Below are 25,958 nucleotides of genomic sequence, written 5' to 3'. Positions count from 1 at the left end.
CTTGTTTTGAAATTTGATGACCACCAAGTACCCCCACGCATGAATTTTACGCTCATTGCCCGCGAAGCCAACGTTTCGGAAAAGCAGGTTAGAAACACCATACAACTACTGGACGAAGGCGCTACGGTACCTTTTCTGTCGCGTTACCGCAAGGAAGCCACCGGTGGCCTCGACGAAGTACAAATCGGCAACATCAAAGATACGTATCAGAAGCAGCAGGAGGTAGAAAAGCGCCGCGAGGCCATCCTGAAAAGCATTGACGAGCAGGGCAAGCTCACGCCCTCGCTGCGCCAGCAGATTGAGAGCGTTTTTACGCTCACCGAACTGGAAGATATTTACCTGCCCTACAAGCAAAAGCGCAAAACCCGCGCCACGATGGCCATCGAGAAGGGCCTGGAGCCGCTGGCGCAGGTACTTTTCAAAGGAGGCGAGGCCGATCCCGAGCGCAAGGCGCGGGCGTTTGTCAACGCGCAGGTACCTTCGGTGGAGGATGCCCTGCAAGGCGCCCGCGACATCATGGCCGAGTGGATCAACGAAAACGCCGAAGCCCGCAACCGCCTGCGAGTACTTTTTGGACGGAGCGCGGTCATTACGTCCAAAGTAAAAAAGAAAAAGGAGGACGAAGGGGCCAAGTACCGCGATTACTTCGATTTCTCGGAGCCGCTGGCGCGCATTCCGTCGCATCGGCTGCTGGCCCTGCGGCGGGGCGAGGAGGAGGGCATCCTGAGCGTGGATATATCGCCCGACGAAGAGCAGGCCCTAAGTACCCTCTCGCGGCAGTTTGTGCGCGGGCTACCCGGCAGCAAGGAGCAGATTGAGCTGGCTACCAAAGACAGCTACAAGCGGCTGCTAAAACCCAGCCTGGAAACGGAGTTTGCCAAGCTCTCCAAAGAAAAAGCGGACCAATCCGCCATCTGGATTTTTGCCGAAAACCTCCGGCAGCTGCTCCTGGCCTCGCCGCTGGGCCAAAAAAGGGTACTTGCCATCGACCCCGGCTACCGCACCGGCTGCAAAATGACCGCCCTGGACGCGCAAGGCACCTTGCTGGCCGACACCGTGATTTATCCCTTTGACAAGCCCGCCGAGGCGCAGGCCACGCTGCGTCAGTGGCTCGACAAGTACCAGGTCGAGGCCATCGCGGTGGGCAACGGCACGGCGGGCCGCGAAACGGAGGACTTTGTGCGGAAGCAGCTGGGTACTTTGGGCCGGGAGGAAGCGATTGGCTTGTTTCTGGTGAGCGAGCAGGGCGCGTCGATTTATTCGGCCTCGGAGGTGGCGCGGGAGGAGTTTCCGCAGAAGGACGTCACCGTGCGCGGCGCAATCTCCATCGGTCGTCGCCTCATGGACCCGCTGGCCGAGCTTGTGAAGATCGACCCGAAGTCCATTGGCGTGGGGCAGTACCAGCACGACGTAGACCAGTCGGCGCTTAAAAGTACCCTCGACACCGTGGTGGAAAGCTGTGTAAACCAGGTGGGCGTGAACCTCAACACCGCCAGCAAGCATTTGCTACGGTACGTGTCGGGCCTGGGCCCGGCCCTGGCGCAAAACATTGTGGACTACCGCGCCCAAAACGGCGCTTTTAACTCCCGCAAGCAGCTTATGAAAGTACCTCGGCTGGGTGCTAAAGCGTTTGAGCAGGCGGCGGGTTTTTTACGCATCGATCAGGCCAAGAATCCGCTGGATAATAGCGCCGTACACCCCGAGCGCTACGAACTGGTGGAGCGCATGGCGCAGGACGTAGGTACTTCGGTGCAACAGCTCATGCAAAAGCCCGAGCTGCGCAAGCAGGTAGTCCTGAGCAAGTACGTCTCGGACACCGTGGGCCTCCCGACACTGCACGACATCATGGCCGAGCTCGAAAAGCCCGCCCGTGACCCGCGTGCGCCCATGCAAGTCTTCGCCTTTGACCGCAGCGTGCGGAGCGTCGATGACCTCCGTGAGGGCATGGTACTGCCGGGCATCGTCACCAACATCACAGCTTTTGGCGCTTTTGTGGACGTGGGGGTAAAGCAGGATGGCCTCGTACACGTATCGCAATTGGCCAACCACTTTGTCAAAGACCCCAACGAGGTGGTGAAGCTCCGGCAGACGGTCACGGTGAAGGTACTTGAGGTAGATCAGGCCCGCAAACGCGTGGCGCTGACGATGAAGTTGTGAGGGTAGTCGCAGACTGGGATTATTTTTAACCACCGGTTGCAAACCGGCGGTAGCGGGGTAGTTATATGATACTGATGATAAACGTAAAACCAAATTGGATGCCGTGGCCAGCAGAAATCCTGCTCGCCACGGTGCTTGGCCTGAGGGTTCTGGCATGCGACGCCCAGGCTCCCCAAATCTACAGCATCCCTTTGGGAGGCAATACCTGGGTTTCCCCGGCATTCGAAACCAGGGTAAATGCCGACGGACTATCGCAATGGGATAATGCGTCCAGTTTGGTTACGACCTACTTCCACCTGGAGAAGCCCGCCAAAATTCAATTGGCACTGGTGGCCGCCGTACCGGTAGGAAGCAGTGAAATTGAGCTTGAGCTGGGATCCGTGAAGCAACGGATCCAACTTGACCAGCCGGGATTTTCCTCAATCCCTGTTGGGGAGTTTAATATCAGGGCCGGAGGTTACCAGAAAATCACGATCCGGGGTATCTCCAGGACCGGTGCCAGCTTTGGGAACCTGAAAAGTATAGACATTCAGCTCTCCGACGCCGATAATCCCGTACATTTTGTCAAAAACAACGAAGGGAATTTCTTTTACTGGGGGCGCCGTGGGCCGTCGGTTCATCTTAACTACCCTTTCGCCGATGACATCGACGCCGAATGGTTTTACAACGAAATAACGGTGCCGGAAGGACAGGACGTGATCGGTTCCTACTATATGGCCAACGGATTCGCTCAGGGCTATTTCGGAATACAGGTCAACTCCGACACCGAACGCCGGGTGTTGTTTTCGGTCTGGAGCCCGTTTGAGACCGACAACCCGAAAGAGATACCTGCGGACCAGCGTATAGTCATGCTCAAAAAAGGGGAAGATGTATATACCGGCGAGTTTGGCAATGAGGGATCGGGGGGACAGAGCTTCCTCCGCTTCAACTGGAAAGCCGGTAATACCTACCGCTTTCTGCTGCGGGGCAAGCCGAACGGCGACAGCACCACTACTTTTACAGCCTACTTTTTTGCGCCGGAACTCGATACCTGGTGGCTCATAGCTAGCTTTAAACGCCCTAAAACACATTCTTGGTTAAGGCGGACGCATTCATTCCTCGAAAATTTTATCCCGGCTACGGGCAACCTTTCCCGGTCGGTTTTATTCGGTAATCAGTGGATCAGGGACTCTCAGGGTACTTGGGCCGAGCTGACCAAAGCAAGGTTCACCGCCGATAATACGGCCCGCACCGGCTACCGGCTCGATTATGCCGGGGGGCTTCAGGGAAATTATTTCTTTCTGAAAAACTGCGGATTTTTCAATGAGCATACAAAAATCAGCGAAATGTTCGAACGCCCGACCTTATCCACTCCCCCCGCCATCCCCTTTAGTGAGCTTCCGTAATGGCTACCGCTGAAAGCTACCGCCGGTTTGTAACCGGTGGTAGAAAATAATCATAGTCTGCGACTCTTTTTGACCTTCGTTTTAAAATGAAGGTCAAAAGGAGATTTGCGTTTAAAACTTCAATTCAATGACCTGCGCCGATGACAAACTGACGGTAGCTGGAGACCAGACGCGTAAGCGCGTGGCGCTGACGATGAAGTTGTGAGGTAGTCACAGACTGGGATTATTTTTAACCACCGGCGAACGTCCGGTGCGCTGTAGCGACTCGGTTGCAAACCGGCGGTAGCGGAGATTGGTGAGCAGCTACTGTTGATTTGCCATCGGAGGGTCAAAGCTGACCGAGGGGCGGTCACACGTTTATAGAATTCCCCGCCCCGCACTACTCCCGGCCGACCACAGCGTGGTCGCACAAAAGGAGCACGAAAGGTACCTTCCTAATCATTCAAACGACTCCGTAGGCCGATAAAAGTACCGGATGGTATCTTTTTCGTGGGTGTAATCACCGCGAATGAGGTTGCTGATTTCGATTTGGTTGGGGCCCGCTTGCTTGCTGGGGCCGGTGACGATCAGCCGAAAGCCGTAGTCGATAAAAGTACGGGTGTCTCTGCCGGAATAAATGTACTCATCCCGCGTATTTCGATTTCGATCGAAAAAACCATTATCTAAAAAACCTACCTCCTGTTCGAGGGAGTCATTGAGGTAAAAGCGGTAGTGAAAAGGGTGTCCGCTTCTGATCGCCAGCTTACGCGATTGGCCAAATTCTTCCGCGGTCAGTACTTGGTCGCCTATCTTCACGCGTTCCAGTTGCCAATACGTATCTGCCAGATGAAAGAGCGGGCCCATCATTCTGGGCTCTGGGCAGCTGATGAGGAGTACGGTCAGGAGCACTAGTACACCTCTTGATAGTTGCTTCATAGGTATAAATAGGTTCGGTTGGATATAGAGGTCAAAAGGTAAGTAACTTTTTTATATTTACAAGAAGCTAAAAAAGGTTTTTATTGGCAACTACGGCCCAGCCTACTTGACCCGAGTGAAGTACCTTCTCAAAGTACCCCTGGCATAACTTTTTGAACGAACCCTGGCGTGCTAATTACCTCAAGCCAATTTCTTCAAATCATGACCAAGTACCTTTACCTCTTTCTACTCGTCTTCTGTTTCTTACCGGGTCAGGCCCAACGCACCGATACGTTGCGGGCCGTGCCGCTCAAGCAGGTCAAAACCCGGCCCGGCTTTTGGCACACGCGCCTGGAGGTGGCCCGCACCGCCACGATCCCCCACGCTTTTCATCAGTGTGAGGAAACAGGCCGCATCCATAACTTCGCGGTGGCGGGCAAGCTGGCGGAGGGTACTTTTCAAGGTACCCGCTTCGACGACTCCGACGTATTCAAGGTGGTGGAAGGGGCGGCCTATTCGCTCCAAAACCACTACGACCCCGCCCTGGACCGCTACCTCGATAGCCTCATCACGCTCTTTGCTGCCGCCCAGCAACCCAACGGGTACTTGTACACCATCCGGACCATCTACGGCGACAGCACCGGTCTGAAAGACTGGATTGCGGGGCCGCACCCGTATTCGTTCGAGAACGGAAGCCACGAACTCTACAACGTGGGTCACCTCTACGAAGCCGCCGTGGCGCACTACGAGGCTACTGGCAAGCGCTCGCTGCTGGAGGTGGCGATCAAAAATGCCAACCACCTCATCGAGACCATTGGACCGAAGCCCGGCCAGCTGGTGGTAGTGCCGGGCCACGAAGAAATCGAGATCGGCCTGGTGAAGCTTTACCAAGTTACGGGCCAACCCAAGTACCTGGAGTTGGCGAAATTTTTTGTAGACATGCGTGGCCGCTCTGACAAGCGGCCGCTCTTCCTGGATGCCCACCAGCTCGGACCTACCTACTTCCAGGATCAGGTACCCGTGGCGCAGCAGACCGAAGCCCAGGGCCACGCCGTGCGGGCGCAGTACCTTTACGCCGCCCTGGCGGATCTGGCTTTGCTCCAAAACGACACCTCCTACCGGCGGGTGGCGGAGCAAATCTGGCAGGATGCGGCCACGCGCAAGCAGTACATCACGGGCGGGGTAGGGGCCCGGGCCGACGGCGAGGCCTTTGACGACGCCTACCTGCTGCCCAACGACAGCGCCTACGCCGAAACCTGTGCCGCCATTGCGAACATGCTCTGGAGCCACCGCATGTACCTGCTGAGCGGTGAAACCAAGTACCTCGACGTGTTCGAGCGGGTACTTTACAACGCCTTTCTGGGCGGGATGTCGCTGGAGGGGACGAAGTTTTTCTACGTCAATCCGATGTCGTCCAATGGCGTCAACGACCGGGGCATGGGCGTAGCGGCGGCGCGCTGGCCGTGGTATTCCTGCGCTTGTTGCCCCTCCAACGTCACGCGTTTTTTGCCTTCCTTGCCGGGGTACCTGTACGCTACCCGAGGGCTGGAGCTGCGGGTGAATCACTTCGTAGCCAGTGAGGTAGAAGTACCCCTGGGCCCCACGACGGTGAAACTCACCCAGGAAACCAACTACCCCTGGGAGGGGACCATCAAACTCACCGTAGCGCCGGAAAAAACGGCGGAATTTCCCCTATTGCTGAGGGTACCAGCCTGGGCTACGGCGCAGCCGGTGCCGGGCGATCTGTACCGAAATCTACAGGAACCGGAATTGGCGATTGACCTAAAAATAAACGGCAAGAAAGTACCGGCCCGGCCCGAACAGGGGTACTTGAGAATAAACCGCAAATGGAAAGCGGGCGACGTGGTGACGCTGCAACTGGCCATGCCCGTCCGGAAAATGGTCGCGCACGAGCAAGTACGGGCTAACGTAGGTAAAGTAGCCATTGAGCGGGGACCCGTGGTGTACTGCGCCGAAGGAGCCGACAACGGAGGCCGGGCGCTGAGCCTTTCGGTACGTGCTGACCAAACGTTTACACCTACCTACCGCAGTGAGCTGCTCGAGGGCGTAACGGTGCTGCAAGCCACCGGACCCACGCCCCTGACGCTGATTCCCTACTACGCCTGGAGCAACCGCGGCCCCAGCGAAATGGCCGTTTGGTTTAATCTTCAGAAATAGGGCCAGTAAAGTGGCAGAGGGCAGTGGGTTTGGGGCAGAGGGTACTTGTGCTGTTTTAGTGACAGGGGTACTTTAGTGCCGCCGTTATTTTTTCTTAGACAAATCCTGGTAGTAAAGGTTGCGGGCTTCGACGCGCATGCCGGGGTTGTGGCACTGAATCGCGAATTTTCCCTCCGGGTATTCATCGTCCTGGTGCGTCATCACCAGCTGGTCCTTGATCCAGATCTGGAGGGTGTTGCCCACGGCCCGTACCCGCATCGGAAACCACTCGTCGTCCTTCGTGAGCAGGGCCGAGGCCTGGCCCGTGGGCTTGCCGGGCTTCCAGAGCCAGCCCGTGTGGGCGTCTTGGGTGTGGCAAATCTGCGCTTCGTAACCCTGAGGAAAGCCGTTGGGGTTGTCGGCGGGCTCGTTGGCCCGCACGTACAGGCCGCTGTTGGCACTCTTGCCCTGGCTACTGATCCGAAATTCCCCCTTCACTTCCAGGTCTTTCAGCACCGGGGCGGCGTACAGGTGGCCGCGGCCGTCTTCGCCCACCAGTACCCCGTTGCGCACGCTCCAACGGGCGTCGCCGCGGCTGGTCCAGCCCGTGAGGTCTTTGCCGTTAAACAACGAAATCCACTTTGGCTTGGCGGTCCAGGAACCGAAGCTCACGAGCACGCAAAGCAACAGGAGGTTTTTGAGGGTACATTTCATGGGAGTAGGAAGAGTCAGTTATACGATAAAATTTTCGACGGAATTGGAAAGTACCTCGTCGCCCACGGCCTGGCGGATCAGGCTGAGGTCGTGGCTGAGGCGCTGGGTGAAGAGGGCCACGTCGAAGCTATGTACCACGATGTTGGCCCCCTCTTTGATCCATTGGACCTGGCGCTCGGGCTCCAGCGAGAAGTGAATTCCCACCGAAAGGCCCTTTTGGCGACACGTGCGGATGATGGTCCGGACGGCGCGTTCAAACTCCGGGTGGTCGTACTGCTCGGGCAACCCCATGCTCACCGATAAATCATGCGGACCAATGAACACGGCATCCAGGCCCGCTACCGACAATAGCTCGTCGAGGCGTTCGAGGGCGGGGACGCTTTCGATGTTGGCGATGCAGAGCGTGTCGCCGTTGTAGTGGGCAAGGTACTTTTGCAGGTCGGCGGGTACTGGCTCCGCTCCCGACAGGTACTTAGCCAGGATTTCTCCCTTCAAAGGGCGGTACTTGGTAGCACCCACCAGCTCCCGAATCTGCTCCACGGACTCCAGGTAGGGAGCCACAATGCCACCCGCGCCGCCGTCAATGGCCTGGCAGGCCAGGAAAGGGTCGGGGCTGGGAATGCGGACGATGGGCACGATGCCGTAGGCGCGGAAAAGCTGGCACAGGGTGGCTAGCTCGGGGCGACCCAGCGGAATGTGCTCCGTGTCCAGAAATACAAAATCGACCCCTACGCGCCTAAGCGCAGCGGGCCACATTGGGGCGTTGGAGGTGATACAGGTACCGTATACGTTTTGTCCGTTGGCCAGTTTTTGGCGCAGGCTCAACGCGCTAGCTAGATTCATAAACGTGTAAAAAGGCAGGTACTCCCAGGTACCTTGGTCAATTGCTTCTTCTTTTTATTATATTACTCACCAAAAGACGGGATAGACTACTGCGGAAGCGCGTATTTTTGTGAAAAGAAGGTACTTTTGAGTAAAGGCCGGGCTATGGCTCGGAGGTACTTTGGCTGGACTGCTCGTCGCAGACGAGAGGTACCTGGGGGTTCGCGTTGCAAACGCGAACCAACCTATTTTGTAAATTGCAAACTAACCGATTCTACAAAAGCAAACCAGCACGCTTCCTGTCCCAGTAACGTGAATCTTAGCCAAAGCCCTGCAAAGTACCTTATAAAAGCAATCCTGAAAAAAGATGATTTACATTACCCAACTGATCTACCTGAAAGAAGGCCAGGAAGAGGCTTTCGAGCAATTTGAAGCCGTGGCGATTCCGGCCATTGCGCGCTACAACGGGCGCTTGCTGTTCCGGTTGCGGCCCGAGGAAAGTACCTTTATTGAAAGTACCCTGGAGCAGCCTTACGAAATTCACATGGTGGAGTTTGCAGCGGAAGCGGATTTTCAAAACTTCATGCTTGACGAAGAACGGAAGCAGTTTTTGCACTTAAAAGAGCAGTCGATCCGGGCGGCGGTATTGATCAAAGGAACGAAGCTTTGACAGGTGGGGTACTTGGCCGCTACCTGTTGCTGCACGTGGCTCGTCTCAGACGAGGGGTACTTGGGGTTCGCGTTGCAAACGCGAACCAGCTTCCAGCGGCGGTATTGATCAATGGAATGAAGCTTTGACGGGCCAGGTACTTGGCCACTACCTGTTGCTGCATGTGGCTCGTCTCAGACGAGGGGTACTTGGGGTTCGCGTTGCAAACGCGAACCAGCTTCCAGCGGCGGTATTGATCAAAGGAACGAAGCTTTGACGGGTGGGTACTTGCCGGTACTTGTTAGCTGCATTAATTTATGGCTCGTGAGGGGTACTTGGGGTTCGCATTGCAAACGCGAACCAGCTCCATTTGCGTTGCAAACGCGAACTAGCTTAGTCAAACGCAGGCCAGTCCGGCTCGCTGCCTATTTCTTTTTCCGTTTTTTCTTCTTGCCAAGTTCGAAGGCTTCTACTTCCTTCATCAGAGATTTGAGGTCGTAGGTTTGGTCTTGCGAAAAGTCGATGGTGGCGTGGTACTCTCCCTTCGGAATTTCGAGCACGTTGATGGGCTTGGTGAGGTAGGTTTCAATTTCGGCCAGCAGCGCCTTTTCTTCCTCACTACAAAACGACACCGCCAGGCCCTTTTGGGTACCTCGGCCCGTGCGCCCCACCCGGTGCACGTAGTTTTCGGGCTGCTCGGGCAGGTCGTAGTTGATGACATAGTCCACCTGGGCAATGTCGATGCCGCGGGCGCTGACGTCGGTCGCCACAAGTACCTTCACCTCACCCTTTCGGAAGGCGTCGAGTACCTTGAGGCGGTCGGCCTGCTCTTTATCGCCGTGGAGCGTTTGGCTGCTGATTTCCATGCGTTCCAGCGCTTTGTGCACGCGCTCGGCCCGTACTTTGGTCCGGACAAAAACGAGGATCTTGCTGTCGGGATTTTCCTGAATGACGCGTTCCAGAAAAAAACGTTTGTCGTCCATCTCAACAAAGGCCACCGAGTGGGTGATGTTTTTAGCTACCGGATCTTCGGGGGCAATTTGGATACGGATGGCGTTGTGAACTAGTGAATAGGCCAGCTTTTTGATACGGTCGTCGATGGTAGCCGAGAAGAAGAGCGTTTGGCGGCGGCGGGGTAGGTGCTTCTGAATATCGCGGATGTCCTTGATAAAGCCCAGGTCCAGCATGTGATCGGCTTCGTCGAGAATTAGTACCTCCACGCGCTGGAGCTGGATATGCCCCTGGCTCACGAGGTCAAACAGCCGACCAGGGGTCGTGACCAAAATATCGACGCCTTTTTCCAGTTTGGCGATCTGCGGGGCCTGCTCCACGCCCCCAAAGACGCAGAGCGTTCGGACGCGCGTCCGCCGGGCTATTTTCTCGAATACCTCCGTGATTTGCAAGGCCAGCTCGCGGGTAGGTACCATCACCAGGCATTTGATGCCCTCAGGGCGGGTAGACAGCCGACGCTCGTGCAGCAGATGGACCACCGGAATGGCAAAAGCGGCCGTTTTGCCGGTACCCGTCTGGGCGATGGCCAGCACGTCTTCGCCCTTCAGGATGGGCGGGATCGACTTGTACTGGATGTCCGTGGGGCGTTTAAATCCCAGCTGGGCTAAATTTTCTTTGATCTCGGGCGCGAGTCGGTAATCCTCAAACTTCATGGCAAGGTCAGCTACTTTTCGAACAAAGATACACTACCCGGCCGGGGTTTCCGCGGCTTTGTGAGTTTAGGGCGTTCGGATGGGCTGGTAACGGGCTCGGATGAGCATGAAAATGCCAAAACTCACCATGCCCACCGCCACCACGGCCAGCATCCAGGACCCGTAGGTGGCTTTCATAAAGCCAAAGGCCGACGACAGACTACCGGCGTCACCCGCCCGGGACGTAAGCGCCGCGTGGACGATCAGGTACCCCACCACCAGCCACACCACGCCCTGCGCTCCGTAGCCTACCAGGCCGGTGTTGAGCAGTACCCGTTTGGCTTCGCGTTCCAGCTTGGTTTCGTTGATGAATTTCCGGTACTTGCCCGAGGCGGCGAAGTAAAGCTGGTAGAGTCCAATTGCGATGGTACCCAGGCCCACGGCTCCTACCAGCCACTGGCCTAGGGTGTTTTCAACTATTTTCTGGAGTAGGTTCTGGCTCTCCTCGCCGTTCGGACCGCTCCGGATCTTGAGGGCCGCCCGCAGGGCGAAGTAGCTAAGTACCCCGTATACACCGCCCGTAAACAGAAAGCCCGCCCGAACCGCTAACCCTTGCAGGCCGTTACCCAGCCGCTCGCTATCCAAGAAACCCTCGACGAGCCGCCAGACGGCATAGCACAGCAGCCCTATCCCGACCAGACCCAGAAAAAAAGGCCCGAAGTAGGTGCGCATGCCCAGCCATTCGAGTGTATCTACCTTGCCGTTCTCGCCGCTATGGCCGGGCTCAAAAGCCGCCGCGAACGTAAGGCCACCCAGCAGCAGGTACACCACACCGTTGGCGACCAGCCCGAGGCGGGCGGCGTGGGCTACCCATTTTTTTTGAGGAGAAGGAATGGATAAATTCAGGTTTAGGGGTAGCATGGGCCGGGACGGAGTAAGTAGTCTATAAATTTGTTTTAGTGTACTATTAAAGATAAATAATTTAAAATTAGGTAGTTAAGTATCCTAATAGGTGCCTAGAGCTCATACTGCCGGAGGCGATGTTGCAGGATCGCCACTTCATGCTGCAAGCGCTCCACCCGGTTGAGGAGATGCATGATCGCCTCAATCCCTTCGGTATTGATTTCGAGCTCACGATGGAGCCGCACGATGCGCTCCAGCTGGGGTAAGGCTTCATGCGGAATAAAAGCGCTTCCTTCTTCCTGAACGACTTCGATGAGTCCGATTTCGTGCACAGAGCTCACAAAAGCACGCTCTACGTTATAGTAAGCGCAGAATTCTTCGATGGCGATAAGTTGGTCTGCTCGGGTGTCCATGATGCTTCGGTTCTACAACTTGGATAATTCGGTAAATAGCTCTTTTTGCTTTTCGGTAAGATTCGTCGGAATCCTGAGCTCGTAGGTAACGTATAAATCACCAAACTGGCCTTCCTGTTTATAAATAGGAAATCCTTTTCCCTTCAGGCGTATTCTGGTTCCGTTTTGTGTTTCGGGCTTCACGGGTAGTTTCACCTTGCCATCCAGGGTTTCCAGGGTAAGATCGCCCCCCAGTACTGCCGTGTACAAATCCAGCTCCAGGGTAGTGTACAGGTCGTTGCCCACGCGGCGGAAGCGGGGATGCTCGTTGATCAGGAAGGTCAGGTACAAATCTCCGTGGGGGCCGCCGTTGAGGCCCTCGCCGCCGTAGCCCGCGATCTTGATGGTTTGGCCGTTTTCGATGCCCGCCGGAATCGTGATCCGGATGTTCTTGCCATTGACGGTGAGGGTACGTGGGTGAGTACGGTAAGCGTCGAGTAAGTCCAGCCGGAGCTCGGCGTTGAAATCCTGCCCCCGGTACTTGACGGATCGGCCGCGAGGGCCGTTGCTCCCGAAGCCACTACCAAACATAGATTCGAAGAAATCCGAAAAGTCGCCCCCGCCCGAGTACCCGCCGCCCCAGTCGGTACTTTGGCTTCGGGACTGGCGGGCCTTTTCAAATTCCTCAGCGTGCTGCCAGTCTTTACCGTACTGGTCGTATTTTTTGCGTTTTTCCGGGTCGCTGAGTACCTCGTTGGCTTCGTTGATTTCTTTAAATTTCTGTTCGGCCTCTTTGTCGTTGGGGTTCAGATCGGGGTGGTACTTTCGGGCCAGCTTGCGGTAGGCCTTTTTGATGTCGGCCTCCGAGGCCTTTTTGTCCAGGCCAAGTATCTGGTAATAATCAATGTAAGGCATGAGTCGAGGTACTTTGAAAACAGGGTCGGCGATGAATTCTGATGTTGCAAGTTACAACCTGGAAGTACCTAAAAAAAGAGTGCCGGTCTTCCGCTTTTCTTGCTGCTTAGGAAAGCGTGCAGGAAAAGAAAAAGACCGGCTTGAGTGTATAGTGAATTAGGTGTTACAAAATATAAAACTCCTTGGATTCGTAGGCCGTAGGTACCTGGCTGTCCTGGAGCATTTGCCGCAGGTCGCGCTCGATATTCCGTGAGATCGAAAGTACCGGTGTGTCGGTCGGTTTATTCTCGAAAGGATCCTGCAAATGAATGGCCATTTTCTCGATCAGGAAGAAGCTGGCGGCAATCACGACCAGTACCGGCACCATGATAAAGCCAAACCATTCGACCAGGCCAAAGGGCAGCAGGATGATAAACAGGTTCAGGGCCAGGTGAGTGTACAGGCTATAGGTCGACGGAAATACCGTGTTCTTGATCCGTTCGCACTTCCCCATGGAGTCGGTGAGGCGGGTCAGGGTACGGTCCAGCTCAATTTGCTGAAAGTTATTTACCCATCCTTCCCGCAGGGCCAGGTTGATGTCCTTGGCGTGCAGGTCCAGCAGCGCTACGTGCGAATTATTATAGCGCTTCAGGTAGGTGAGTTCTTCCTCGGAAAGAAACTTACTGATCGTCGGAATCGGGTCTTTTTCCCGCAGCTCAAGCCCCAGCGCGTAGCACCAGGCCATTTGGCGTTTGATGAATTTCTCCCGGAACCCTTCTACTTCCTGGCTATTGTACTGGTCATTGACTAGCGAAAGTACCTGGCGCGCCAGCGTACGGGAGTCGTTCACGATGGCTCCCCAGATGATCCGGGCTTCCCACCAGCGGTCGTAGGCCTGGTTGGAACGAAAGGCCAGCAGCAACGACAGGATGGTACCTAGCACCGTAGGTACCGTCATCGGGATCGAGATATTCGTAATATGGAAATTCTGATAAATGATTTCAATCACGATCCCGTACAGCGTCACGACCACGATCTCGTATTTTATCTTCCCAAATACGTATTTGAAGGGAATATTCTTTTTTAACAACATATTCGGGGGTAGTTAGTATTAACTCGATTTTTCTGCGTTCTCATAGGAGTGGCTTTCACTATTCGTGAAGTACTCGTTGGTTTCCAGAAGCGCGTCGACGTTTAATAGCTCGTACCCCGTTTTGTGAAGGATGGACGGAATGTCTACGCTGGTTTTGGAAAGAGCTTGTACACCGAGCTCCTCCGAGTAAGCGATCTGGGAAGTTTGGTAAGCATCCAGGTGGCTTTTTAGCAGGCTCAGCGTATTGCCGTAGATGAATTCCATCTGGATGTCATGGACGCGGTACTCAAACATCGCCTTCAGCTCTTGGCAGCCTTCCCGGAAGTCGGCTCCGATTAGTTCGCTTTCCTTTTTGCGGTAGGTCGAAAACAGCAGATCCTGAATGTCGGACGGAAGGCGGAACATATGGATGAATACCAATCGGCATTTTTCGTCGGACGAACGAACCGCGGCTTCGGCAATACTGAGCGAATTTGTAGTAAAATCAGCTGGAATGATGATGGTTTTCATGCGTATATCTGTTATGTTTGAATTTTAAACTATTTCTTATGCAAGATTACGCAGGAAGGATTAGGCTCAGATAAGAGTAGGATTATAATCAGATGAGAGAAATATTATAATGCGCTAAGCGGAATATTAAAACCGGATTAGAAGAAGAGTCAAAATCAACTTTGTCGAGGCTATATAAGAAGGGGTACTTGCTTGTATTTGGGTTAATACAAGGCATAAAAGGCCACAGCAGGCCACAGAAAGCGGCCCGGCGAGCGGATGCTCCTGGGTACCTGAAGCGATAAAGTACCTACGAATTGATTCTAAGGGAAGCTATTGGCGCAGCACGTACCCCATGCCATATACCGTATGGATGAGCTTGGGCATGAAGTCGTTATCAACCTTTTTGCGCAAGTAGTTGATGTATACGTCCACTACGTTGGTGCCCAGGTTGAAGTTAATATCCCACACATTCTCCAAAATTTCCAGGCGGGTCAGTACCTTGCTCTGGTTCACCAGCAAAAACTCGAGCAGCCGAAACTCCGTCGCGGTGAGGTTGAGCGTTACTTCGTCGCGCTTAACACTCTTAGAATTCCGGTCGAGCTCCAGATTGGCCACCCGCAGCTTGGTGTCTTCGGTACTTTTATCTTTGGAGCGCCGGGTGATGGTCCGGATGCGCGCTTCGAGCTCGGCCAGTTTAAAAGGCTTGGTGAGGTAGTCATCGGCCCCGGAGTCGAGGCCAGTTACGATGTTCTCGGTGGTAGAAAGCGCCGTGAGCATCAAAATGGGCGTGTGGGTATTTTGTTTTCGAAAATTCCGGCACACTTCCATGCCATTCATTTTGGGAAGCATCAGGTCCAGAATGACTACATCAAAATCAAACCCTAAGGCCATTTCCAGGCCTAATTTGCCATCCATGGCGACACTGATTTCATAGCCCGAAACGCTTAATCCGCGCTGGATGATGGAAACTACGTTGGGTTCGTCTTCAATTAAGAGTAATTTCATTCTGCAATGCTGTTAGGGTATATGGTACTACAACCCGCTAAATGTTTCGGTTGTTCAATCTATTCGTCACCAACATGTATCCAATGGATACATATTTATGAGCCGGGCTGTCATTTTTTTTGCTCAATACTATTCATAAATCTCCATTATTCAAACCGCCGCAATAGGCCGGGTACTTGTTTTTATAGCCCGGAGGTTTTCCTGCCCTGGGACGCCCAAACCAGGGTACTTTGGGCAAATCTTTCTTAATTTAACGGGCACAGTGAGCTATTTGGCCGCGTAGTAGTCGAATGTTTGTGGCTATAAATCATGGCGTTATACCGCGTGTCGATGGCACTGATTCAACTCATGATCACTCATCTCATAGCCCGCGTCAATGTACTCAAAGTACCCTTCAAAGTACCTGTAGTGCTTCGTCGGACGGCAGGTGGGGTACTACCCGCTGGATGGTGGACCGGAGCAGATCAATCAGGTGCATTTTTACCTGCTCGCGATTGACTACCAGGCCTACTTCCCGCGCCGGTACCGGGGCCTGAAAGCTACGGATGAATTTTTTTCGATCTTCTGACAAATCCAGCATGGCCAGCTCCGGGATGATGGTGACCCCACCGCTGCGCTCCACCATCCGGATCAACGTTTCGATGCTGCCGGAGCGGTACTGAAAGCTATTACCCGACGGGCTGTTCTTGCTTAGCTCGCACAGGCTCTGGATCTGGGTGCGGAAACAGTGGCCTTCTTCGAGCAGCCAGAGTTCGTTGGGGTCTATCTCGGTGGGCAGAATGTACTGCTTGTCAAAAAGCGCCGTGGCTTCCGAGACAAAAGCAAAGAAGCGCTCCCGGTAAAGGGGGATTTCTCGCAGGGTAGCTTCGTCGGCGGCCGAGGCCACAATGCCTACGTCAAGGTTTCCCATTTTTAGTTCGCGTATAATCCGCTCCGTGATCATCTCAGATACCCGCAGGCGAATGGCAGGGTGCTCCTGGATAAAAGACTGCACAAAAGCCGGGAGCAGGTAGGAAGCAATGGTAGGAATGACCCCAATGTGCAGCTCGCCCGACAGGTCGCCGTTGTACTGTTTGGCCATTTCCTCGAGCCGACGGGCTTCCCGCAAAAGTACCCGCGCCTGGTCAATCAGCTGCCGCCCGATGGCCGTCGGGACGATGGGCTGCTTGGTGCGGTCAAAAATCTTGACGTTTAACTCTTCTTCCAGCTTTTTGATCATCATAGACAACGTGGGCTGGGTCACGAAGCAGTGCTCCGCCGCTTGCACAAAATGCCGGTGCTGATCCAGGGCCACGATGTATTCCAGCTGCTGAATGTTCATGGAAGGGGTACTTTTTTTAGGTTTCTTGGCTGCACACGACTACTGTGGTTATAGGCTATGTCTATACAAAGGTACTTACTATTAATGATAGCAATAGCTTTTTTGGTCCACAGGTGCTGCGTGTAGGTAAGTATGAATACAAAAAGAGGCGTGCTGACGTGCACACCTCTTTCGTTTTTTTGGATCCTATGGGCGCGGTCAAACTACCTCGTCCTTAGTCGCCCGCTGTTGCGGTCATAGGTACCTAGCGGGAAGCTCACGCCCAGGTTGATACCCCAGTTGTTGTTCATGATGGTGGTGGCATCCGTACGGGTAATGTCCAGCAACCCTAAGCCGTAGCGTACGTCCAGATTAAGCCAGATTTTATTCTGCATCTGGTAGTTGAGCCCCGCACCCGCCGCCAGGCCTAAGTCAAAAGTCCGGTAGTTTCGGTTGTTGCTGTCGCCGTTGATGTTGTTGCCGTCTTTGTCTTTGGCATTGAGCAGGAAGTTAGCCGTGGGCCCCAGAAATATCTTAGGACGCAGGGAGCTCCCCAGCCGACCAAAGTAAAAAGTAGCAAAGAGAGGTACTTGTAGGTAGTTGAGATTGACCTGGTTGGTCTTGTTATTGATGTGTGCGCCCATTTGCGTGTAGAGTAGCTGGCCGGTAAAACCAAAGCCGCTTTGGGAGCTATAATTGTAAAAGCCACCGACGGTCAGGCCGGGCTTCCAGTCGGTATTGGCTACGTCGCCGCGCAGGTTGGCGATCGAAACGCCCACCATGGGGCCAATGGATACATTTTCCTGGGCCATTACTTGAAAAGTACCCAGCAGAGCGACAAGTATAAAGAGCGGTTTTTTCATAAAAAAAATCAGATAGGTAAAGTGTAAAATAATGAAGGTACTGGCTGCGAAAAAAGGTAATTAGGCATCGCGGATGGAGGTAAGGAGCTTGATGCCCGAAGAGAAAAAGATAAGTCCCAAAATTCCGACCACGAGTAGCGTTTTGAAACTGTTCGGCTGGCTGTCGAGGATTTGTACGGCGGTATATACCAGCCCTCCAATCCCCAAAATGGTCAGCAGAATGGCGAATAGCTTTTTGGTATCCATAGTGATAAATAATTATTTCATACAGGCTCCTCAATTTGCATTCCAAGGGAGTAACCTAAGTTAACAAAAAGAGTAATGGCTTGGTAATCAACGGTGGGGTAGGATGCAGACTAAAACGCAAGTTGGATAATGAGGGATTGTGGGGCGAAAATTACCCAGCGTAGTTTTGTCAAAAAGAAACAAAAATCCCTTCTCACGAAAGCAAGAAGGGATTTGGCCCTCAGGAAAGGTACCTGGGATAGGAAAAAAAGGTACTTTTAAAATAGACTTGATGCTTTGGCCAGCGCGCGATCCAGTCCGCTGGCGTCGGTACCTCCAGCGGTAGCAAAGAAGGGCTGCCCGCCGCCGCCGCCCCGGATTTCCTTGGCCAGCTCCTTTACAATCTGGCCCGCGTGCAGGCCTTTTTCTTTCACTAACTCTTCGGCGATGTACACGGCCAGCTGGGGTTTTCCCTGGATGTCGGTGGCAAGTACCGCTATGAGGTTGTCTACCTGCGGGCGCAGCGCGTAGGCGAGCTGTTTCAGGGCGTCAGCCGTGGGTACTTCTACTTTTTCTATGATCAGGTTCGCTCCATTGACGGTTTGCACCCGACCCATGAGCTGCGTTTTGAGCTGCTGTATTTTTTCATTTTCAAGTACCTCGATGCGTTTTTGCAGGGCCGTGCGCTCTTCCAGCAGGCTTTCTACGGCTTTCACCACATCTTTAGGAGCTTTGAGCAAATCCCGGAGCCGCAGGAGCGTTTCTTCCTGCTGGCGCATCAGCGCCAGGGCTTTCTCACCGGTGATGGCCTCTACCCGGCGTACACCGGCCGATACCGAGCCTTCCGAGATGAATTTGAACAGCCCGATTTCGCCGGTGGCGGGTACGTGGGTACCTCCGCACAGTTCCAGCGAAAAGGCGGGATCAAAAACAATGACCCGCACAAAGTCCCCGTACTTCTCGCCGAAGGTAGCCGTAGCGCCCAGCTCCAGCGCCTGCTGGATGGGTACGTTGCGGCGTTCGTCGAGCGGGATATTTTCGCGTATTTTTTCGTTCACCCGGTCTTCGATGTGCCGAAGCTCTTCGTCGGTCACTTTGGCGAAGTGCGAGAAGTCGAAGCGAAGTACCTCGTCGTTGAGGAAAGATCCCTTTTGCCCCACGTGGCTGCCTAATACCTCGCGCATGGCCGACAGCATCAGGTGCGTGGCCGTGTGGTTGGCCATGATTTTTTCGCGGCGGTCGGTATTAATGCGCGCCAATATTACCTCCGCCTGCGTCAGGGCTTCGTCCAGGTTTTTATCGTGCGAGATGTGCACAAACAGGTCGTTTTCCTTCTTGGTATCCACAATCTTTACCTCCTGCGGCTGGCCGTTCACGGTCCACTCTAGGGTACCGGTGTCACCTACCTGTCCGCCCATTTCGGCGTAGAAGGGCGTACGATCCAGTACGATGTGGTACTCTTCACCGGTTTTGGTTTTCACCTTCCGGTACTTCACGATCTGGCTGTGGGTTTCGGGCATGTCGTAGCCTAAAAACTCCACGCCGTCGCTTTCGCGTAGCTCTACCCAGTCGGTGGCTTCCTTGGCGGCATCCTGCCGGGAGCGGGCTTTTTGTTCGGCCAGGGCTTTCTGAAAACCTTCTTCGTCGATCTGGAAACCCTTTTCGCGGGCAATGAGCGCGGTGAGGTCGACGGGGAAGCCGAAGGTATCGCTGAGCTCGAACACCTCGTCCCCGGCAATGGTATCCTGCTGGGTTTCGGTCAGGTGTGCCGTGATCACATCCAGCCGCTTCAGGCCCGACTCCAGCGTGCGCAGGAAGCTACGCTCTTCCTCCAGAATCACCCTGGACACAAAGTCTTCCTGGGCTTTCAGTTCGGAGAAAACGTCCTTGAACTGCTCGGCCAGGGTAGGTACCAGCTGGTGGAGAAAAGGCTCCGTAAAGCCCAGGTACGAGTACCCGTAGCGTACGGCCCGGCGCAAAATACGGCGGATCACGTAGCCTGCTTTGACGTTGGAGGGTAATTGGCCGTCGGTAATGGCAAACGACACCGCCCGCAGGTGGTCAGCAATAACGCGCATGGCGATGTCGGCCAGGCGGGCAAAAGGGCCCTCGTCGCTGCCGTAGGTTTTACCCGATAATGTCTCGATCACCTGAATGGTGTTCTGGAACACGTCGGTATCGTAGTTGGACATCTTGCCCTGAATGGCCATGCACAGGCGCTCGAAGCCCATGCCGGTATCCACGTGTCGGGCGGGCAACGGGATGAGCGAGCCGTCGGCCTTGCGCTCAAACTGCATGAAGACCAGGTTCCAGATCTCCACGACCTGCGGGTGATCGTTATTGACCAGCGACTTCCCCGGTACTTGATCCACGTCAGCCTGCGGGCGCAGGTCCACGTGAATTTCCGAGCAGGGCCCGCAGGGGCCTGTATCCCCCATTTCCCAAAAATTATCCTTTTTATTCCCCAAAATAATGCGTTCTTCGCCCACAATGGGTTTCCACAAATCCCAGGCTTCCTGGTCGAAAGGTACCCCGTCTTTGGCGTCACCCTCAAACACCGACACGTACAGCCGGTCCTTGGGTAGTTGGTACACGTCCGTGAGCAGTTCCCAGGCCCAGGTAATGGCTTCTTTCTTGAAATAATCACCAAACGACCAGTTTCCCAGCATCTCGAACATGGTGTGGTGGTAGGTGTCGAAGCCCACATCTTCCAGATCATTGTGCTTGCCCGACACCCGCAGGCATTTTTGCGTGTCGGCAATGCGCCGGGCGGGTGGGGTACCATTGCCCAGGAAGTAGTCTTTGAACTGCGCCATGCCGGAGTTATTAAACATCAGCGTGGGGTCATTCTTGGCCACTAACGGGGCGGAAGGTACTATCAAATGCTCCTTACTTTGGAAGAAATCCAAAAAAGCCTGTCGAATTTGGTGAGAGGTCATTGATCGCTTGGTTGGGAATACGGCTACTGAAAATTCCCGCAAAGTTAATGAAAAAATGAACGCTGGCGGCGTGTGTTCCCCTTCTAAAAGGTACTTTGTCTCCCGGCCTGGTACGGTACTTTTAGAAAAAAAATATAAAGCGGCCAGCCGACGGAGCAGTAGCAGGAACGAGGAGGGAGTGCTGGCCGCTTTATATTTTTTGCTTCTTATTATTACAGGTACTTGTTCGCTTTAATCTCCAACTACCCAATAGCTTATGTGGATCGTATTTGCTCTTTTGGCCGCCGTATCGGCTGGTGCGGCTGTGGTACTTTCCAAGGCTGGGGTGAAAAATATGAACTCGACCCTGGCGTTTGCGCTACAATCCATTTTGATTCTACTCATTTCCTGGACGGCGGTACTATGGCAAAAAGAGGCTTCTCAGATTGCCAGCATCGACAAAAAGACCTGGTTTTTTCTCCTGGGGGCGGGTGTTGCCACTACGCTTTCATCCCTTTTTTCCTTTCGGGCCCTCAAGCTGGGTGATGCCTCGCTGGTGAGCTCGCTGGAAAGGCTGTCGCTGGTTTTTGCCGTTGCGTTCGCCATATTTTTTCTCAAAGAGCGCCTCAACTGGCAGGTCATCGTCGGTATTTTGCTGATGATCGGCGGCGCGCTCCTGATCGGCTTCTCCCGCCAATCGACCAACTAATCCTTTATTTTAACGTAAATAATGCGCTGATTGGCCAAGTAGCGGTCAAATGCTTGTAGATACAAGTTATGGATGGATACCGCGTGGCTACGGCACTTAGTCAAGGCAGGGTCATTCAGCCAAGCTCACCAGTCACGTTTATTTAGAAATTATCCTCACTAAAGTACCTCGGGCAGGTACCTGCCTAAGGCTGCTTCATCTGTTTCAGCCAATAGTCCAGCAGCTCGGCGTCGGAGGTACCGTAGGGTTCACCCAGGCGTCGGGCGCGCTCGGAGTAGTAGGTATCCATTTGTTTCTGGACTTTTTGAAGTACCTCGTCGGGCTCCGGGTAGGTACTTTGGTCATAGGTAGCCACCCAGTCGTCGCAGGCTTGGCGCAGGCGTCGGAGGTGTTTGAGGTACTTGGGGTCGGCGGCCAGGTTACGGAGTTCGTAGGGGTCGTTTTGGAGGTCGTACAGCTCCTCGGCGGGGCGTTTCTCGGCCATAAAGAGCTGCTGTTCGGGCGTGAGTTTACCGGCTTTTTGTAGTTCAAAAAGCAGCGGGTACACCGGGTACTCGTAGCGCTTGTACTGGTTGGGCTGCATGTAGGGGCGCTCGGGGTAGTAGTTCCGGAGGTACTTGTAGCGGGTTTCGCGCACGCCCCGGATGCGGTCTACGGTTTCGTCCTTGCGGTCGGTGGCCAGTACCAGCTGGCGGCGTTTGAAGCGCCGGTCAAAAATGTCTTTGCCCATGAGGTGGGCCGGTACGGGCAAGCCCGCCAGCGCCAGGGAGGTGGCGGGGAGATCGGTTGTGGCGATGAGTTCGGAGCGCACCGAGCCCGCCCGGCGCTGGTCCGGAAAGCGCACTACCAGCGGGATATGCGTGCCGCCTTCGTAGAGAAACTGCTTGTCGCGCACGTGCGGCCGACCGTGGTCGCCGAAGAAAATGATGATGGTATTGTCCAGAATACCCTCCTTTTCCAACCGCTCAAGTACCTCACCCACCTGCTGGTCCATGCGCTGCACCGACTCCAGGTACATGGCCCAGTCCCACTGGGCCAGCGGGTGCTCGGGGTAGTAGGGTGGGAGCTTCAGGTTGGCATACGGGATGGGCCGGGCCGGGTCGTGCTGAAAAGCGCGGTGCGGCTGAAAGATCTGAACCTGGGCAAAAAACGGCTGACCGGGCTGGCGGCCGCTCCAATCGGAACCGTCGAAGAAGTTTTCTCCGGCAAAATTAAAATCTGTTTTGCCCGGCTTTTTGAGGGCCGCGCGGGCGTCGCCGTTACAGACGTAGTAACCCGCTTCGCGAAAGTACTCCGTGATGGGCCGCACCGGCGCGGGCAGCGGCTGGCGGTCGACGGTGCGGTGGTGCTGGCTCCCGATTACCTGGGGGTACATGCCAGTCATGAACGCCGAGCGGCTGGGCGAGCACACGGGAGCCACGGCCTGGGCATTGGTAAAGCGCACGCCCTCGCGGGCCAGGCGGTCAACGTGCGGCGTGGCTACGTACGGGTCGCCGTAGCAACTAAGCTCCACGCCCAGGTCGTCAGAAACGATCCAGACAATATTGGGACGCGTCGTTGACTGGCTCCGCGCCGAGGTACTTAGAAAGGTGATTGGGATGAAAAGACACGCCAGGTACTTAAGGTACTTTTGGGGCAAAACCATGCTTACTTGAATTTTGGATTGATGAATTCCCACTCCCGGATGTGGGTAGGCTGGTGTTCGCGCTGTACGATGGCCTCAAAGCGGGCGGCCAGCTCGGGATGCTGCGCTGCCAGGTTGCGGCTTTCGGAAATATCCTGCGAGAGATCGTAAATTTCCCAAGGTACCTGCCGGTTGGTGCGCAGGTCGCGTTTGACGCCCTTCCAATTGCCCATCCGGACGGCCACCTGCCCGCCCCGCTCGGGGTACTCAAAGTATAGGTACTCGTGCGGTTGCTGCCGGGAGGCTTTTCCCAGTAAGGTAGGTAAAAACGAGATGCCGTCGGTTTCGGGCGGGCGCACGCCCAGCAGCTCGCAGAAGGTAGCCATGACGTCGTACTGCGCCGAAATGTGATCCGTGACCCGCCCGGAGGGAATCTTGCCCGGCCAGCGCGCCAGCATGGGCATCCGGATTCCCCCCTCGTAGACGTCCATTTTCAGGCCGCGCAACGGGCCTACGCTTTCGAAGTAGGCGTAGTCGGTGCCGCCCATGGAGGTGGTACCGTTGTCGCTCGAAAAAATCACCAACGTATTCTCGTCGATCCCCTGCGCCTTGAGCTGCGCCAGGAGCTCGCCAATTTTTTTATCCATATAGGTAATCATGGCGGCGTAGGTAGCGCGGGGGTACCTTGTTGCGGCGTAGGATTTTTCGCCGTAGTAGGGTTGCTCGGGAAATTGCCCCAGGTACTCCTGGATGGCCGCCGGGGGCGCTTGCAGCGACACGTGCGGAGCCGTGAAGGTGAGGTACAGGAAGAACGGCTGGGTACCTTTGGGTTTGCTCTCGGCAATGAAGCGCTGGGCTTTTTCGGCCATTTTATCCAGGGCGTAGTCCTGGCCTTGCCGGTAGTAGGCAAAGGCCTCGTCTTCGGGAATATTTTTAGGGAAAGGCCGGTGTACGTCGAAGACCGGGTTGCGGAGCGTATCCCAGCGGTCGTTTTCCCAGAGGTGCGTAGGGTAGTGATTGTGCGCCTGTTTTTGGTCCAGGTACCCGTAAAAGTACCCAAAGCCCTGGCGGTTGGGGTTGCCGGTGGTATTGTGCATACCCAGTCCCCACTTCCCGATGCAGGCCGTGCGGTACCCGGCTTGCTGCATCAGGTGACCCAGCGTGAAGGCGTTGGCGTGCAGGGGCATCTGGCCCGCTTCCAGGGAGTCGGCGGCCCCGCCGAGCTCGTAGTTGCCCCGGATGTAGGAGTGGCCGCTGTGCTTGCCCGTGAGCAGCTGACAGCGCGAAGGCGCACAGACCGGCGTACTGGCGTAGTGTTGGGTAAACCGCATCCCTTCCCGGGCCAGTTGGTCGAGGTGGGGTGTCCGGATTTTGGTTTGTCCGTAACTACCCAGTTCGGCGTAGCCGAGGTCATCGACGAAGATGTATATAATGTTGGGTTGGGTACTTTTTTGCGCCCAGAGCGGGAGAGCGGTAAGGAGAAGGAGGAAGCAGGAAACGAACTTGTTCATAGGTACTTTGAAATAATAAAAAAAGGGCTGTTTCAAAAGGGGAAACCCAATGGCCAACTTTTTGAAACAGCCCTTCCGTCAGACATGCCTATTTTCCGTAGCCGGGGTTCTGAGCCAGCACCGGATTGTTCTGAATGGCCACCGACGGAATCGGCCAGAGGTAGTCACGCGAGGCGTTAAACACCCGCGAGTCGATGACCTGGTTGCGGTGGTTGTACAGGTTGGTATTCATCACGTTCTCGGCGATTTTCCAGCGACGGATGTCGTGGTAGTACAGCGACTCCCCGGCCAGCTCGATGCGCCGCTCGTGGCGGATCACCTGCCGCAGTTGCTCCTTGGAAAGCCCTTCGGCCACCGGGGGCATTTTGGCGCGGGTTCTTATTTTGTTGAGGGCTTCGTACACCGAGGCGTCCGGGCCGCTAGCTTCGTTCTTGGCTTCGGCGTACATCAGCAACACGTCGGCGTAGCGAATGTACATAAAATTCAGCTCCGATTTGCCGCTGGTGAGAAGTTCGACCGGTTTGACGTCGTCTTTATAAACGGAGTACTTTTTCTGGGAAAAACCCGTCTGGACGAAGGTCGTCGCGGTCACGGGCGCACCGGCAAACTGGCTGCCGGGTGTTATGATGGTTGCCTTCAGGCGCGGATCGCGGTTTTCGTAGGGCTTGGCCGGGTCGTAGAGGGGCGACTCCGTAATGGATTTTCCGTCGGTCATGAGGTAGGCGTTGACCAGATCGGGCAGGGGAACCGAATTTTCGTACAACTGAAAATTGATGTCGTAGCTATTGCCCACCTCCGGAAATTTGAATTGCACGTCAAAAACGACCTCCGCATTCCCTTCGTTTTCCAGGTAAAAAAGACCGCGGTAGTCGGGGAAAAGCTGGTGGGTACCCTGGTCCATCACGGCCTTGGCGGCTTCGGCGGCGGCGGCCCACTGCTGGTGGTAGAGAAGTACCCGGGCTTTTAGGGCCAGGGCGGCACCTTTGGTGGCCCGGCCTTTGTTGGCTCCTGTGAACGAAAGGGGGAGCGAAGCCGCGGCTTCGTCCAGGTCTTTCAGGATCTGCGTACGTATTTCGTCGGCGCTGTTGCGTGGGTAGGTACCTTGCTCCAGCAGGGGTCTATCCAAAATCAAAGGTACCCCGCCGTAAAGGTTCAGCAGATCGAAGTAAAACAGAGCCCGCAGAAACAGCGCCTCGCCCCGAATCCGTTTTTTCAGGGCTTCGTCCATCGGAATGGGCCCCAGGTTGGCCAGCAGGTTGTTGGCCCGGCCAATGCCCCGGTAGTTGGAGCCCCAGCGGTTGTTGATCACGCTGGAATTGTTGGCGTCGTGGTTGCCCTTGGCAATGATGTTGAAGCCTTTGGTATTGCCGTAGTTGTAGGCATTGGGCGACAGCGCTTCGAGCAAAAAGGGTGAGTCCGAGCCGTAGAGAAAGTCGTCGGTGAGGGCGCGGTAGGTACCGTTGAGACCGGCCAGCGCGTGCTCCTCGTTTTGCCAGAAATTCTGCTCGGTGTAGCGGTCGGTAGGCTTTAGGTCCAGGTAGGATTCCTGGCAGCTGCTGAGCCCGGCGAGTCCGGCTAGGAGAAGTGAAAGGTATCTTTTCATGGGAT

Annotated in this window: 22 protein-coding genes; 5 read left to right on the top strand and 17 right to left on the bottom strand. The window is 55.1% G+C overall.

The window, feature by feature from the left end:
• Positions 1–39 precede the first annotated feature (39 nt).
• Together HNQ92_RS08660 and HNQ92_RS08655 are read left to right on the top strand one after the other, a co-directional pair.
• Positions 40–2,157, top strand: coding sequence for a Tex family protein (locus HNQ92_RS08660; RefSeq protein ID WP_184173182.1), 2,118 nt, complete (start codon positions 40–42; stop codon positions 2,155–2,157).
• Positions 2,158–2,255: 98 nt separating this feature from the next.
• Positions 2,256–3,542: a DUF3472 domain-containing protein gene (locus HNQ92_RS08655; RefSeq protein WP_184173180.1), complete on the top strand. Its 1,287-nt coding sequence runs from the start codon at positions 2,256–2,258 to the stop codon at positions 3,540–3,542.
• Positions 3,543–3,980: 438 nt separating this feature from the next.
• Here the strand turns inward: HNQ92_RS08655 and HNQ92_RS08650 are convergent, their stop codons facing one another.
• Positions 3,981–4,457 (bottom strand): hypothetical protein, encoded by a 477-nt coding sequence (locus tag HNQ92_RS08650; protein ID WP_184173178.1) that lies wholly within the window; start codon positions 4,455–4,457, stop codon positions 3,981–3,983.
• Positions 4,458–4,658: 201 nt separating this feature from the next.
• Here HNQ92_RS08650 and HNQ92_RS08645 point away from each other — a divergent pair, with 201 nt between their 5' ends.
• Positions 4,659–6,614, top strand: a complete 1,956-nt coding sequence (locus tag HNQ92_RS08645) for a glycoside hydrolase family 127 protein (RefSeq protein WP_184173176.1) — start codon at positions 4,659–4,661, stop codon at positions 6,612–6,614.
• Between the two features lie 84 nt (positions 6,615–6,698).
• Here the strand turns inward: HNQ92_RS08645 and HNQ92_RS08640 are convergent, their stop codons facing one another.
• Together HNQ92_RS08640 and HNQ92_RS08635 are read right to left on the bottom strand one after the other, a co-directional pair.
• Positions 6,699–7,307 carry a 3-keto-disaccharide hydrolase gene (locus HNQ92_RS08640; RefSeq protein ID WP_184173174.1) on the bottom strand — a complete coding sequence of 203 codons (609 nt, stop codon included), beginning with the start codon at positions 7,305–7,307 and terminating at the stop codon, positions 6,699–6,701.
• Between the two features lie 18 nt (positions 7,308–7,325).
• Positions 7,326–8,150 (bottom strand): HpcH/HpaI aldolase family protein, encoded by an 825-nt coding sequence (locus tag HNQ92_RS08635; protein ID WP_184173172.1) that lies wholly within the window; start codon positions 8,148–8,150, stop codon positions 7,326–7,328.
• Between the two features lie 346 nt (positions 8,151–8,496).
• On the opposite strand from HNQ92_RS08635, the gene HNQ92_RS08630 reads away from it, so the two are divergent.
• Entirely contained in the window at positions 8,497–8,799 is a 303-nt protein-coding gene (locus HNQ92_RS08630) for a DUF1330 domain-containing protein (protein WP_184173170.1), read from the top strand.
• 404 nt (positions 8,800–9,203) lie between these two features.
• Here HNQ92_RS08630 and HNQ92_RS08625 read toward each other — a convergent pair whose 3' ends face one another.
• The 11 genes from HNQ92_RS08625 to alaS form a co-directional block, all read right to left on the bottom strand.
• The gene (locus HNQ92_RS08625; protein WP_184173168.1) at positions 9,204–10,442 is read right to left on the bottom strand and encodes a DEAD/DEAH box helicase; all 1,239 of its coding nucleotides are present in this window, start codon (positions 10,440–10,442) and stop codon (positions 9,204–9,206) included.
• 66 nt (positions 10,443–10,508) lie between these two features.
• Positions 10,509–11,342: a DUF1206 domain-containing protein gene (locus tag HNQ92_RS08620; RefSeq protein WP_184173166.1), complete on the bottom strand. Its 834-nt coding sequence runs from the start codon at positions 11,340–11,342 to the stop codon at positions 10,509–10,511.
• A gap of 95 nt (positions 11,343–11,437) precedes the next feature.
• Positions 11,438–11,737, bottom strand: coding sequence for a chaperone modulator CbpM (locus HNQ92_RS08615; protein WP_184173164.1), 300 nt, complete (start codon positions 11,735–11,737; stop codon positions 11,438–11,440).
• Positions 11,738–11,749: 12 nt separating this feature from the next.
• The gene (locus HNQ92_RS08610) at positions 11,750–12,631 is read right to left on the bottom strand and encodes a DnaJ C-terminal domain-containing protein (RefSeq protein ID WP_184173162.1); all 882 of its coding nucleotides are present in this window, start codon (positions 12,629–12,631) and stop codon (positions 11,750–11,752) included.
• 163 nt (positions 12,632–12,794) lie between these two features.
• The gene (locus HNQ92_RS08605) at positions 12,795–13,703 is read right to left on the bottom strand and encodes a bestrophin family protein (protein WP_184173160.1); all 909 of its coding nucleotides are present in this window, start codon (positions 13,701–13,703) and stop codon (positions 12,795–12,797) included.
• An 18-nt stretch (positions 13,704–13,721) separates the two neighbouring features.
• Entirely contained in the window at positions 13,722–14,213 is a 492-nt protein-coding gene (locus tag HNQ92_RS08600; protein WP_184173158.1) for a hypothetical protein, read from the bottom strand.
• A gap of 312 nt (positions 14,214–14,525) precedes the next feature.
• Positions 14,526–15,200 (bottom strand): response regulator transcription factor, encoded by a 675-nt coding sequence (locus tag HNQ92_RS08595; RefSeq protein ID WP_184173156.1) that lies wholly within the window; start codon positions 15,198–15,200, stop codon positions 14,526–14,528.
• Positions 15,201–15,594: 394 nt separating this feature from the next.
• Complete coding sequence (locus HNQ92_RS08590; RefSeq protein WP_184173155.1) at positions 15,595–16,521, bottom strand: LysR substrate-binding domain-containing protein; 927 nt, start codon at positions 16,519–16,521, stop codon at positions 15,595–15,597.
• A 203-nt stretch (positions 16,522–16,724) separates the two neighbouring features.
• The gene (locus tag HNQ92_RS08585) at positions 16,725–17,363 is read right to left on the bottom strand and encodes a porin family protein (protein ID WP_184173153.1); all 639 of its coding nucleotides are present in this window, start codon (positions 17,361–17,363) and stop codon (positions 16,725–16,727) included.
• Positions 17,364–17,423: 60 nt separating this feature from the next.
• On the bottom strand, positions 17,424–17,609 hold the full coding sequence (locus HNQ92_RS08580) for a hypothetical protein (RefSeq protein ID WP_184173151.1): 186 nt from the start codon (positions 17,607–17,609) through the stop codon (positions 17,424–17,426).
• Positions 17,610–17,866: 257 nt separating this feature from the next.
• On the bottom strand, positions 17,867–20,527 hold the full coding sequence (alaS, locus tag HNQ92_RS08575) for an alanine--tRNA ligase (RefSeq protein WP_184173149.1): 2,661 nt from the start codon (positions 20,525–20,527) through the stop codon (positions 17,867–17,869).
• Positions 20,528–20,783: 256 nt separating this feature from the next.
• Between alaS and HNQ92_RS08570 the strand changes: the two genes are divergently transcribed.
• A complete protein-coding gene (locus tag HNQ92_RS08570) occupies positions 20,784–21,215 on the top strand; it encodes an EamA family transporter (protein ID WP_184173147.1) in 432 nt (143 codons plus the stop codon).
• A 184-nt stretch (positions 21,216–21,399) separates the two neighbouring features.
• Here HNQ92_RS08570 and HNQ92_RS08565 read toward each other — a convergent pair whose 3' ends face one another.
• The 3 genes from HNQ92_RS08565 to HNQ92_RS08555 form a co-directional block, all read right to left on the bottom strand.
• Positions 21,400–22,860 (bottom strand): sulfatase family protein, encoded by a 1,461-nt coding sequence (locus HNQ92_RS08565; protein ID WP_184173145.1) that lies wholly within the window; start codon positions 22,858–22,860, stop codon positions 21,400–21,402.
• A gap of 2 nt (positions 22,861–22,862) precedes the next feature.
• Positions 22,863–24,350: an arylsulfatase gene (locus HNQ92_RS08560; RefSeq protein WP_184173143.1), complete on the bottom strand. Its 1,488-nt coding sequence runs from the start codon at positions 24,348–24,350 to the stop codon at positions 22,863–22,865.
• 88 nt (positions 24,351–24,438) lie between these two features.
• The gene (locus HNQ92_RS08555) at positions 24,439–25,953 is read right to left on the bottom strand and encodes a RagB/SusD family nutrient uptake outer membrane protein (RefSeq protein WP_184173141.1); all 1,515 of its coding nucleotides are present in this window, start codon (positions 25,951–25,953) and stop codon (positions 24,439–24,441) included.
• Positions 25,954–25,958 lie beyond the last annotated feature (5 nt).

It is taken from the genome of Rhabdobacter roseus (assembly GCF_014202275.1).
Lineage (GTDB): Bacteria > Bacteroidota > Bacteroidia > Cytophagales > Spirosomataceae > Rhabdobacter > Rhabdobacter roseus.
This window is presented reverse-complemented; position numbering and strand designations above follow the sequence as displayed.

What these genes read in the sequence shown, in the direction of transcription:
- HNQ92_RS08660 (WP_184173182.1), top strand. Translation starts at nt 40, where the DNA reads ATGAATTTTACGCTCATTGCCCGCGAAGCCAACGTTTCGGAAAAGCAG.
- HNQ92_RS08655 (WP_184173180.1), top strand. Translation starts at nt 2,256, where the DNA reads ATGCCGTGGCCAGCAGAAATCCTGCTCGCCACGGTGCTTGGCCTGAGG.
- HNQ92_RS08650 (WP_184173178.1), bottom strand. Translation starts at nt 4,457, where the DNA reads ATGAAGCAACTATCAAGAGGTGTACTAGTGCTCCTGACCGTACTCCTC.
- HNQ92_RS08645 (WP_184173176.1), top strand. Translation starts at nt 4,659, where the DNA reads ATGACCAAGTACCTTTACCTCTTTCTACTCGTCTTCTGTTTCTTACCG.
- HNQ92_RS08640 (WP_184173174.1), bottom strand. Translation starts at nt 7,307, where the DNA reads ATGAAATGTACCCTCAAAAACCTCCTGTTGCTTTGCGTGCTCGTGAGC.
- HNQ92_RS08635 (WP_184173172.1), bottom strand. Translation starts at nt 8,150, where the DNA reads ATGAATCTAGCTAGCGCGTTGAGCCTGCGCCAAAAACTGGCCAACGGA.
- HNQ92_RS08630 (WP_184173170.1), top strand. Translation starts at nt 8,497, where the DNA reads ATGATTTACATTACCCAACTGATCTACCTGAAAGAAGGCCAGGAAGAG.
- HNQ92_RS08625 (WP_184173168.1), bottom strand. Translation starts at nt 10,442, where the DNA reads ATGAAGTTTGAGGATTACCGACTCGCGCCCGAGATCAAAGAAAATTTA.
- HNQ92_RS08620 (WP_184173166.1), bottom strand. Translation starts at nt 11,342, where the DNA reads ATGCTACCCCTAAACCTGAATTTATCCATTCCTTCTCCTCAAAAAAAA.
- HNQ92_RS08615 (WP_184173164.1), bottom strand. Translation starts at nt 11,737, where the DNA reads ATGGACACCCGAGCAGACCAACTTATCGCCATCGAAGAATTCTGCGCT.
- HNQ92_RS08610 (WP_184173162.1), bottom strand. Translation starts at nt 12,631, where the DNA reads ATGCCTTACATTGATTATTACCAGATACTTGGCCTGGACAAAAAGGCC.
- HNQ92_RS08605 (WP_184173160.1), bottom strand. Translation starts at nt 13,703, where the DNA reads ATGTTGTTAAAAAAGAATATTCCCTTCAAATACGTATTTGGGAAGATA.
- HNQ92_RS08600 (WP_184173158.1), bottom strand. Translation starts at nt 14,213, where the DNA reads ATGAAAACCATCATCATTCCAGCTGATTTTACTACAAATTCGCTCAGT.
- HNQ92_RS08595 (WP_184173156.1), bottom strand. Translation starts at nt 15,200, where the DNA reads ATGAAATTACTCTTAATTGAAGACGAACCCAACGTAGTTTCCATCATC.
- HNQ92_RS08590 (WP_184173155.1), bottom strand. Translation starts at nt 16,521, where the DNA reads ATGAACATTCAGCAGCTGGAATACATCGTGGCCCTGGATCAGCACCGG.
- HNQ92_RS08585 (WP_184173153.1), bottom strand. Translation starts at nt 17,363, where the DNA reads ATGAAAAAACCGCTCTTTATACTTGTCGCTCTGCTGGGTACTTTTCAA.
- HNQ92_RS08580 (WP_184173151.1), bottom strand. Translation starts at nt 17,609, where the DNA reads ATGGATACCAAAAAGCTATTCGCCATTCTGCTGACCATTTTGGGGATT.
- alaS (WP_184173149.1), bottom strand. Translation starts at nt 20,527, where the DNA reads ATGACCTCTCACCAAATTCGACAGGCTTTTTTGGATTTCTTCCAAAGT.
- HNQ92_RS08570 (WP_184173147.1), top strand. Translation starts at nt 20,784, where the DNA reads ATGTGGATCGTATTTGCTCTTTTGGCCGCCGTATCGGCTGGTGCGGCT.
- HNQ92_RS08565 (WP_184173145.1), bottom strand. Translation starts at nt 22,860, where the DNA reads ATGGTTTTGCCCCAAAAGTACCTTAAGTACCTGGCGTGTCTTTTCATC.
- HNQ92_RS08560 (WP_184173143.1), bottom strand. Translation starts at nt 24,350, where the DNA reads ATGAACAAGTTCGTTTCCTGCTTCCTCCTTCTCCTTACCGCTCTCCCG.
- HNQ92_RS08555 (WP_184173141.1), bottom strand. Translation starts at nt 25,953, where the DNA reads ATGAAAAGATACCTTTCACTTCTCCTAGCCGGACTCGCCGGGCTCAGC.